General features: G+C 33.8%; 14 protein-coding genes. 11 read left to right on the forward strand and 3 right to left on the reverse strand.

The features are described from left to right. The first annotated feature begins 28 nt into the window (after window positions 1–28). From QUH73_RS18480 to QUH73_RS18490, 3 genes are all read left to right on the forward strand, one after another. Window positions 29–364 carry a TraR/DksA family transcriptional regulator gene (locus QUH73_RS18480; protein ID WP_289531919.1) on the forward strand — a complete coding sequence of 112 codons (336 nt, stop codon included), beginning with the start codon at window positions 29–31 and terminating at the stop codon, window positions 362–364. Window positions 365–411: 47 nt separating this feature from the next. Next, entirely contained in the window at window positions 412–615 is a 204-nt protein-coding gene (locus QUH73_RS18485) for a PLDc N-terminal domain-containing protein (protein ID WP_289531920.1), read from the forward strand. 100 nt (window positions 616–715) lie between these two features. Beyond that, window positions 716–1,051: a translation initiation factor gene (locus QUH73_RS18490; RefSeq protein ID WP_289531921.1), complete on the forward strand. Its 336-nt coding sequence runs from the start codon at window positions 716–718 to the stop codon at window positions 1,049–1,051. Window positions 1,052–1,229: 178 nt separating this feature from the next. On the opposite strand, the gene QUH73_RS18495 is transcribed toward QUH73_RS18490, so the two are convergent. Beyond that, complete coding sequence (locus QUH73_RS18495; protein WP_289531922.1) at window positions 1,230–2,177, reverse strand: phosphoribosylaminoimidazolesuccinocarboxamide synthase; 948 nt, start codon at window positions 2,175–2,177, stop codon at window positions 1,230–1,232. Window positions 2,178–2,410: 233 nt separating this feature from the next. Further along, window positions 2,411–3,388, reverse strand: coding sequence for a PhoH family protein (locus QUH73_RS18500; RefSeq protein WP_289531923.1), 978 nt, complete (start codon window positions 3,386–3,388; stop codon window positions 2,411–2,413). A 137-nt stretch (window positions 3,389–3,525) separates the two neighbouring features. Between QUH73_RS18500 and QUH73_RS18505 the strand changes: the two genes are divergently transcribed. The 8 genes from QUH73_RS18505 to QUH73_RS18540 all read left to right on the forward strand — a co-directional run bounded on the left by QUH73_RS18505 (window position 3,526) and on the right by QUH73_RS18540 (window position 8,188). Further along, window positions 3,526–4,314 carry an SAM hydrolase/SAM-dependent halogenase family protein gene (locus QUH73_RS18505; RefSeq protein WP_289531924.1) on the forward strand — a complete coding sequence of 263 codons (789 nt, stop codon included), beginning with the start codon at window positions 3,526–3,528 and terminating at the stop codon, window positions 4,312–4,314. Then, window positions 4,304–4,585: a putative quinol monooxygenase gene (locus QUH73_RS18510; RefSeq protein ID WP_289531925.1), complete on the forward strand. Its 282-nt coding sequence runs from the start codon at window positions 4,304–4,306 to the stop codon at window positions 4,583–4,585. Before QUH73_RS18505 ends, QUH73_RS18510 begins: the two co-directional genes overlap by 11 nt. Window positions 4,586–5,275: 690 nt before the next feature. Further along, the gene (locus QUH73_RS18515; RefSeq protein ID WP_289531926.1) at window positions 5,276–6,874 is read left to right on the forward strand and encodes a vitamin K epoxide reductase family protein; all 1,599 of its coding nucleotides are present in this window, start codon (window positions 5,276–5,278) and stop codon (window positions 6,872–6,874) included. Between the two features lie 73 nt (window positions 6,875–6,947). Further along, window positions 6,948–7,103, forward strand: coding sequence for a hypothetical protein (locus QUH73_RS18520; protein WP_289531927.1), 156 nt, complete (start codon window positions 6,948–6,950; stop codon window positions 7,101–7,103). A 40-nt stretch (window positions 7,104–7,143) separates the two neighbouring features. Continuing rightward, complete coding sequence (locus QUH73_RS18525; protein ID WP_289531928.1) at window positions 7,144–7,302, forward strand: hypothetical protein; 159 nt, start codon at window positions 7,144–7,146, stop codon at window positions 7,300–7,302. Window positions 7,303–7,400: 98 nt separating this feature from the next. Further along, window positions 7,401–7,556, forward strand: a complete 156-nt coding sequence (locus QUH73_RS18530) for a hypothetical protein (RefSeq protein WP_289531929.1) — start codon at window positions 7,401–7,403, stop codon at window positions 7,554–7,556. Window positions 7,557–7,707: 151 nt separating this feature from the next. After that, the gene (locus tag QUH73_RS18535) at window positions 7,708–7,860 is read left to right on the forward strand and encodes a hypothetical protein (protein WP_289531930.1); all 153 of its coding nucleotides are present in this window, start codon (window positions 7,708–7,710) and stop codon (window positions 7,858–7,860) included. Between the two features lie 175 nt (window positions 7,861–8,035). Beyond that, complete coding sequence (locus tag QUH73_RS18540) at window positions 8,036–8,188, forward strand: hypothetical protein (RefSeq protein WP_289531931.1); 153 nt, start codon at window positions 8,036–8,038, stop codon at window positions 8,186–8,188. A 667-nt stretch (window positions 8,189–8,855) separates the two neighbouring features. Here QUH73_RS18540 and QUH73_RS18545 read toward each other — a convergent pair. After that, window positions 8,856–9,118: hypothetical protein (locus QUH73_RS18545; protein ID WP_289531932.1), on the reverse strand; the 263-nt coding region annotated here is incomplete at its 5' end.

The raw sequence follows: 9,118 nt of genomic DNA on the forward strand, positions 1-9,118 counted from the left end.
TGATCATCCCAATACTAATAAACGATAGATGATACCAAACGAAAAAATCAATATTGAAAATCAGATAAAAGAAAAAATAGCACAGCTAGAAAAAGATATCGTAATGCTAAAGGATTTAACCCAACCTATTTCACCAGATTGCGCTATTGGAAGAGTTAGTAGAATGGATGCCATCAATAACAAAAGTGTAAATGAGGCTGCTTTACGTAAAAAGGAAGTTCAACTATCGGCCTTGAAAGATGCTCTGAAGAATATTGATTCAGATGATTTTGGGAAATGCATTAAATGTGGAATTCAGATTCCCATTGGAAGAATCATGATTATGCCTGAAAGTAAGAAATGTGTAAATTGCGCCAGTCGTTAATTTAAATTTAAGTCTGCGGACATCAAATCACGAATAAAAAAATCACTATGATACTATCAATCATATTTGACATTTGGCTACTAACCCAACTTGTAGCAATATTACTTCCGGTAATCGCGATTGTCGATATCCTTCGACGAGATTTACTGGGAATAAACCGGTTAATCTGGATATTACTTGTTGTGTTTATCCCTTTTATTGGCTCCATCATCTATTTCTATGATCGGTTTACTTACAAAGCTAAATTTTAAATATCTTTGTACTGATAGTAATAAATAACTGGCAATTCATGTACAAATGGCAATTTTAAACCAGTTACTAGTCTACTAATTACTAACATCCTTTATTAAAATGGCAAAAAGCAAAAAAAATATAGTCTACTCTACAAATCCTGATTTCAAATTCGAATACGATGAAGATGTAGTTGAGGATACGCTACCTAATAAACAACAAAAGCTAAGAGTTTTATTAGACAAGAAGCAACGAAAAGGAAAAGTAGTTACTTTAATCGAGGGCTTTAAAGGCAGTTCTGATGATTTAAAAGAATTGGGCAAGATCTTAAAAAGCAAATGTGGTGGTGGCGGTTCTGCTAAAGATGGAGAAATCTTGATTCAAGGCGATCATCGCGATAAAATCATGGATCTTTTAAAAGCAGAAGGTTATCAGGTAAAACGCGTTGGAGGATGATTTTACAGAATTGAGACATGAGACTTGATAAGTCTACTGTTTTTCAAACTATCACAATAGCGTAATGTAAGATATTATTAGACAAATCTTCTAAATATAAAAACCGAAATCCTTACAGATTTCGGTTTTATTTTTTCTTGCCTTTTAGTCCCCTTTAGGGGATTTATGGGTAATTATCTTACAAAGATTCTAAACAAGCTAATATGTTTTTTTCTATTCTAGCATTAACACTTTTGGCATCTGCTTTTACAAATTTTTCGCCAATAATTTTTTCGTACAATTCGATGTAACGCTCCGAAATCTGATTTACTTTTTCGTCGGTCATTTCAGGAACTTTCTGTCCGTCTTTACCTTGAAAACCATTCTCCATTAACCATTCGCGAACAAACTCTTTCGATAACTGCTTTTGCTGCTCATTCTTAGCCAAACGCTCAGCATATCCTTCAGAATAAAAATAACGAGACGAATCAGGAGTATGAATTTCATCAATCAGATAGATAACATCCTCTTTTTTACCGAACTCATATTTAGTATCAACCAAAATCAGGCCTTTTTCGGCAGCAATCTCAGTTCCTCGGGCAAATAAAGCCTGAGTATATTTTTCAAGCATTTCGTAATCTTCTTTAGATACGATGCCTTGTTTTAAAATTTCTTCTTTGGAAATATCTTCATCGTGACCTTCCATTGCCTTGGTAGTTGGCGTAATGATCGGTTTCTCGAATTTCTGATTTTCCTTCATTCCCTCAGGCATTGGCATACCACAAAGCATACGCTTACCAGCTTTGTACTCTCTCCAGGCATGACCGGTTAAGTAACCTCTAATTACCATCTCCACCATAAAAGGTTCAGCCATATGACCCACTGTCACCATTGGATCCGGGGTTGCGATTTTCCAGTTTGGAACGATATCAGCTGTTGCATCTAAAAAGCGAGCCGCAATCTGATTCAATACCTGACCTTTAAAAGGAATTCCTTCCGGTAATACAACATCAAAAGCTGAAATACGATCAGAAACAACCATAGCAAGATACTCGTCGTTAATATTATAAACGTCTCTTACCTTACCTACGTAAAGATTCTTTTGATTCGGGAAATTAAAATCTGTTTTAACAATTGCTTCTTTCATTGCTCCAAAAATTCTAATAATTTATAAAAATGGTTTAAACGATAAGCCATTAGCCGCAAGCGACTAGGCATCAACTGATATTCCCTACATTCGGTTACCTAAATAACATGAGTTTAAAAATCAGTCTTTAATTTAATGCGAAGATAGATAAAAGTAAAAAAGTAGAAAAGCAGTAATAAGAATTTATATCCATCTCGACCATCTTTTTACAAAACTGTTTACCATTAACTGTTTTACTGATCTTTACTTTCTCTCTTTTTTTCTAGCCTTTCATCTTCTATTTCGTAGGCAGAAACAATTTCTTTCACCAATCGGTGTCGTATAATATCCGATTTATCGAACTCTACCATCGCAATTCCTTTTATGTCCTTCAAAATTCGAAAAGCTTGTATCAATCCCGATTGTTGCTTTCTGGGCAAATCAATTTGTGTGATATCACCCGTAATCATGAATTTACCAGTGGTTCCCATACGGGTTAAGAACATTTTTAACTGCTTGGTGGTGGTGTTTTGCGCCTCATCTAAAATTACAAATGCTTCGTTCAGGGTTCTTCCCCGCATGTAGGCCAAAGGTGCTATTTGAATAATTTCAGCCTCCAAATAATCTGCCAGCTTACGTGGCGGAATCATATCCAGCAAAGCATCGTATAATGGTTGCAAATAAGGATCAATTTTCTCTTTTAAATCTCCGGGAAGAAAACCCAGATTCTCTCCTGCCTCAACTGCAGGCCGACTTAAAATGATTTTTTTTACTTCTGAATTACGCAAAGCTTTAACCGCCAAGGCAATTGCAGTGTAGGTTTTACCTGATCCGGCCGGACCAACAGCAAAAATCATATCGTTCTTCGCCGACTTCTCTACTAACTTTCTTTGATTGGCTGTACGGGCGCGAATAATTTTTCCATTATTTCCAAACAGAATCACGCTTTTAGGATCATCGGGATCCAAAATTTCTGGCGTATTTTCCAGCACAATCCGTTTTATATTGGCTAGCGTAAGGGTATTGTATTGATTGTAATGCTGAATCAAAAGATTCACTTTCAGCTCAAATAAATCAAGCGTTTTTTCTTCACCACTTGCAAATATTTCATTCCCTCTCCCAACAATATTCAATTTTGGAAACATCTCCTTTAAGACTACCAATTTCGAATTATTAATTCCATAAAATTCAAGTGGATCAATTACCCCTAAAGATATGCTCTTTTCAATCATATATTCCGTTCAATATTCATTACTTTTGAGCCTACAAATTAATTATTAATTCTGATTTGTTTAGCAGTACCAAAGAGAAATCTGAATATATTTTCGTTTAAAATAATTCTTCTTTCTCTTTAAAATTAGATCCATTTATGGCAATAATAAGTTTAACTACCGATTGGCAGCACCGCGATTACTACCTGGGGGCACTTAAAGGGCGCCTTCTATCTATCTGTCCGGGAGCACAATTGGTAGATTTAAGTCACAATGTTGACAACTACAATATATCTCAGACATCTTTTATTATAAAAAATGCTTTTGTCCATTTTCCAAAAGGAAGTATTCATATTATTGGGGTTAAATCAGAAGAGACACCGGAACATCCGCACGTAGTTGTAAAGTATCAGGATCATTATTTTATTGGTGCCGATAATGGTATTTTCAGTCTGATAATGAAAGGCGATCCTGAAGAAATTGTACGCATTGAAAATATTGAAAAGGAAGATCATTTTCGCACTTTTCCGGAACTGAATGTATTCGCCAAAGTTGCTTCTCACATTATTAAATACAACAATCTATCAGGACTGGGATCTACCCAAAAAGAACTGTTCCGATTGGTTCCCATCCGCGCGTTAATTCAGAAAGGAACAATTACCGGACAAGTCATTTACATTGATTCCTATGGAAATGTAACCACAAATATTTCAAAAGAATTGTTTGAATCGGTGCGTCAGGAAAGAGAATTCGAAATTTTGGTGCAAAGCAATCATTACCGGATTTCCAAAATCAATCAGAACTATCACGAAACTTCCGAAGGTGATTTTCTGGCACTCTTCAACTCATCAGGATTACTCGAAATTGCAATAAACAAAGGCAATTTAGCTGAACTACTGCAACTGGATATTAACTCCGATATTAGAATCAAACTCTATGATCATTAGATTTGTAAAGCTGGAAATTCTACCTCAGCACATTCAAGATTTTCAAAATCTAACATCAGCTGAAAGAAAGGATATTATTGCCTTCCCGGGCTGTTCTCATCTTGAAATTTTACAGGATGTATCAAATCCATCGGTATTCTTCACGGTAAGTCATTGGCGTTCGGAAGATGATTTAAATACTTACCGCAACTCTGATTTTTTTCAAGGCAACTGGAAAAAGGTAAAACAATGGTTTTCGGCTAAACCAGAGGCCTGGAGTTTATGCAATTAAATTAGTGGGACGTATCCCTCCTTATCCTTTCCCGCATTCCATCTCCCTGTCGGGTCAGGCTTTTCGCATCCCCACAATCCCCTTTTTCTGTAAGGTATCACTTTACGTTTCCAATTCTTAAAATTCACCATTAGTATCTCTTTGATCTCCAAAGAAGACCTTTCCTATGGATTATCTTCAGCCTAAATAAGACTTAAATACACCATCAAATTTCAACGGACTCCTGACTGAAACGAAAACTACATAATAAATCAAACACGCTACAATACTTACATAATATACAAACCAAACATCCATTACCCCATGAAATAAAAACAATCTACCAACAACAAAACAACTACAAGACGACTGATTACACATATCAATCAGTCATTTTCTTACATTAAATAAATAATTTAATGCTATTTAAACATCCCATAATTATTTATTTGAAAAATATTTTAATAAATTAGAAGACCAGTAGTAAATTTTATTTATAAACAAAAATATAACATTATGTTTTTTAAAGATATCACTTCTAATAATGCAGAAAGGAAATTGCAGATTCTTTTAATAAACGTGGACTAATAAAATCTACAACTACCGAAAAATGATAAAAAAATGAAACAATTTAAAATAAACACATAACTCCCCAATAGTTTAAATATATAAAAGGCAAACTGATAAATTAAACCGTTATTTTTTATTCAAATGGACGAAAGCTTATTTTTCCTATTAAAAGAACTACTCACAAGAAATAGCATAAAAGTTAATAATGAAGAATTAAAGCTTCAGTTATTTGGTCATCCTTCGTATCCAAGCTTACATTCTTTGACCGGAGTTTTGGATCATTTCAACATCCCAAATCTTGCAATAGAAATTCCAAAAACAGAAGAAAACATAGCTCTTTTGCCCGATTACTTCATAGCTCATATTGAAAACAACGGAAGCGATAATCTTGCATTAATTAACAAGAAAGCTGATGCTTTTCAGATTACCCGTGAGGGACAAAAATCGGAACTTGTATCTATAGATCGTTTTATTAATTTATGGACAGGAATTGTCTTAGTTATCGAAACAGATGAAAATATAAAAACAGATATCACTCCTATTTTCTCAAAAGGATTACTTATAACTAGTCCTGTCTTACTAATTATTTATTTTTTATTCTTGAACCAAAACCCATATGAATCATTTCATTTTGTTTTTTCCATGATTGGACTAATGATATGTATCTTTATTCTTCAGCACGAAATGGGAACTTCTTCTCAGGTTTTAAATAAAATTTGTACTGGTGTTAGTGATAGAGTAAGTTGCGATGATGTTATGCAATCGAAAGGATCCAATCTTTTTGGCTTCTTTAAATTAAGTGATCTTGGTATTATATATTTTCTAACATCAGCATTGTCCTCCTTACTTGTTGTGATGAGTAAGAACAATTTCACTCCACTATTCATAATAAGCCTTACTGCGTTGCCATTTACAATCTATTCCATCTATTATCAGTTCCAAATTGTAAAAAAATGGTGTCTCCTTTGCCTTGGTGTCGTTCTGGTTTTATGGATACAATCAGCTTTGGCAATTGCAAATATCAATTCAATCTCAGAGGTACTATCAGAACCAAATTCTTACTTCCTCTTTGCATTTGCGGCATACCTTACCACAGCTCTTTGGCTATTCATTGCTCCCAAAATAAGGCTAAAACCAGAATATTTTAAATTAAAAGTACAATTCAATAAATTCAAAAGAAACTTCGAAATATTCAACAATCTGCTTTCCAGATCGCAAGCAATAAACACCACAATTACAAACTGCAATGAAATAGTATTTGGCGCTAAAAATTCTGAATTGGAAATCGTTATCATCACAAACCCCTTATGTGGCTTTTGCAAAAATGCTCACAAATTAATTCACATCGTATTAGATCAAGAAACAGAAGTAAAAATCATTGTTCGTTTCAATGTATCTCAAAATACCAAAGCCATTGATAATAAAATTGCAGCAAAACTAGTTGAGATCTACCATTTAAAAGGGGAAGAGATATGTCTAACAGCAATGAATGAAGCCTATTCCAGCAGAGATTCTGCCATTTGGCTAAATAAATGGGGAGAATCAGAAAATGAATACTATTCTCAAATTTTAATGGAAGAGAAGAATTGGTGTACAAACAACAATATTCCCTTTACACCTGAAATTCTTCTTAATGGCAAATCCTATCCAAAAGAGTATGATTTTGAAGAATTGCAATATTTTCTTGAAGATCTTAACGAGTTCGAAGTTTCGACGCAAACAGAACTCATAACAGACTAAAAATAATTATAAAACTGAAGTCTTGACGGTTTTAAAATGTTCAAGATATACACACATTTTATTTTTTTATACCATGAAAGATTTACAAAAATTAAACGGCGCTAAAATTCTTAGCAAAAAAGAACAACAATCGGTTAAAGGTGGATACATCAAAGAATGTAAAACAAGCAAAGATTGCTGGGAAGGTTTCTTCTGCGATGGAGGAATTTGTGTCTCTGGGGATTTGTAAGCAATCAATAGTAAGTTAAAAACATAATATTATTGAGATTATGAAAAGATTAAAAGAATTACCGGGGGCTAAAACTCTTAGCAAAAAAGAACAACAAACTGTTAAAGGTGGACGCTCTAAATGTATTGATGATATAAGCTGCCCTGATGGATACGGATGTGATCCTTTTGGTGTTTGCAGGCTTATTCCTGCAGCCTGATTAAAACTCACTCTTCTTAAATTGAAAATTTTGAATAAAACCGAAATCTTGACGGTTGTAAAATGTTCAAGGTATACACATTATTAAATTTTAATATTATGAAAGATTTACAAAAATTAAGCGGTGCTAAAATTTTAAGTAAAAAAGAACAGCAGACGGTTAAAGGCGGTAAAATGCAATGTTATGCAGATGGAACTTGTCCTGCCGGATGGACTTGCATAAGTGGCACTTGCGAACGATATGTTATTGACTAAAATACTCAAAGGAGGAGAATTCAAAGGTTTTGGATAATCTCCTCCGTTTAATCATGCAATCTCAAACCCAAAAAACTAAACAAAGATAAACTGAAGTCTTGACGGTTTTAAAATGTTCAAGGTATACACACATTTATTTAATTTTTATAGAATGAAAGATTTACAAAAGTTGACAGGTGCTAAAATTTTAAGTAAAAAGGAACAACAATCTATTAAAGGTGGAAAATTAGGTTGCGATACAAATAACCCCTGTCCTGATGGCTATAAATGTATTGGTGGCACATGTGAGCGTGAAGTGTTTTAATTCACTGTACGTAAGATTGCCTCAACTTCGAAACACTTTGCCTAATTCAATAAAACTACATAAAAGTATCTCATTTTAATATTTACACCTCTACATATTATGAGGAAGTAATTATAACTGAAGTCTTGACGGTTTTAAAATGTTCAAGATACGCACATTATTAAATTTTAATATTATGAAAGATTTACAAAAATTAGCAGGTGCTAAAATTCTTAGCAAAAAGGAACAACAATCGGTTAAAGGTGGAAAAATGCAATGTCCTGTAGATGGCAAATGTCCTAGTCCAATGCAATGCATTGATGGTATTTGTCAATATGGTATTGAGTAAAAAATAATTTGCAAGCTGAAACCTTAGCGGTTTTAAATGTTCAAGATACACACATTATTAAATTTTTATAGAATGAAAGATTTACAAAAATTGACAGGTGCTAAAATTCTAAGTAAAGAAAGAACAACAGTCTATTAAGGGTGGTTATAGTGGTCAATGCGGAAGTGACAATGACTGTTTTGGAAGATGTATTGGTGGGGAATGTGCTCCAGCAAGAGAAAATCAACAAACTGCATAGTTCGTTATTGAAAGTGTTTTGAGGCTGTTTCACAACTACGAAACAGCCTCTTTTTTAGGTATCGCTATTCGAGAATATTTTAAGATACTTAAAAATATCCGTGTCGCAAGATCTTATTTGAGACAACCTCCCTGATTACATTGATAAGAGTTACAATGTTTCAAAAAGAAAATACTGCGTAATCATCGTGCAAACAAACCCCTAAATCCAACAAAGGGGACTTTCAGCAAGTAAAATTGAACTTAAAAACAAAACCACAGAGATACTGTGTAAAAAACCTAATAAAAAATTAATAAATTTGTTAAAACTGAAAGAAGGCTTTAGGTAATTCGTTAGCCGAAGTCTATCTTGTGTAGTGGGAGTTTCTACTCTCACTACTTTTGTATAGCTGAAAAAAGACTCAGGCTTCAACATTATCCGAAATTCAAATCATGCAACTTTGCAGTTCTGGTAATCTTCAATGTATTCTTCATCCTTCTTCCAAAGAGTATATATTAATCCCAATAGTTTTCGTTGAACAGCGGTTCCTGAAATAAGTCCATTTTTCTTTTTATCATTTAATCTGTTGTAGAATTTATTGTAAGTTACAGAATGAGTTACAGATGAGAGTGAAGGCATATATAAAGCCCGCCTGATATGTGCATATTCCGGTGATGCTGACCCCTTGTCCGGGTGATACTGACCCCTCACAG

The organism is Labilibaculum sp. K2S (assembly GCF_030372765.1).
In the GTDB taxonomy this organism is placed as follows: domain Bacteria; phylum Bacteroidota; class Bacteroidia; order Bacteroidales; family Marinifilaceae; genus Labilibaculum.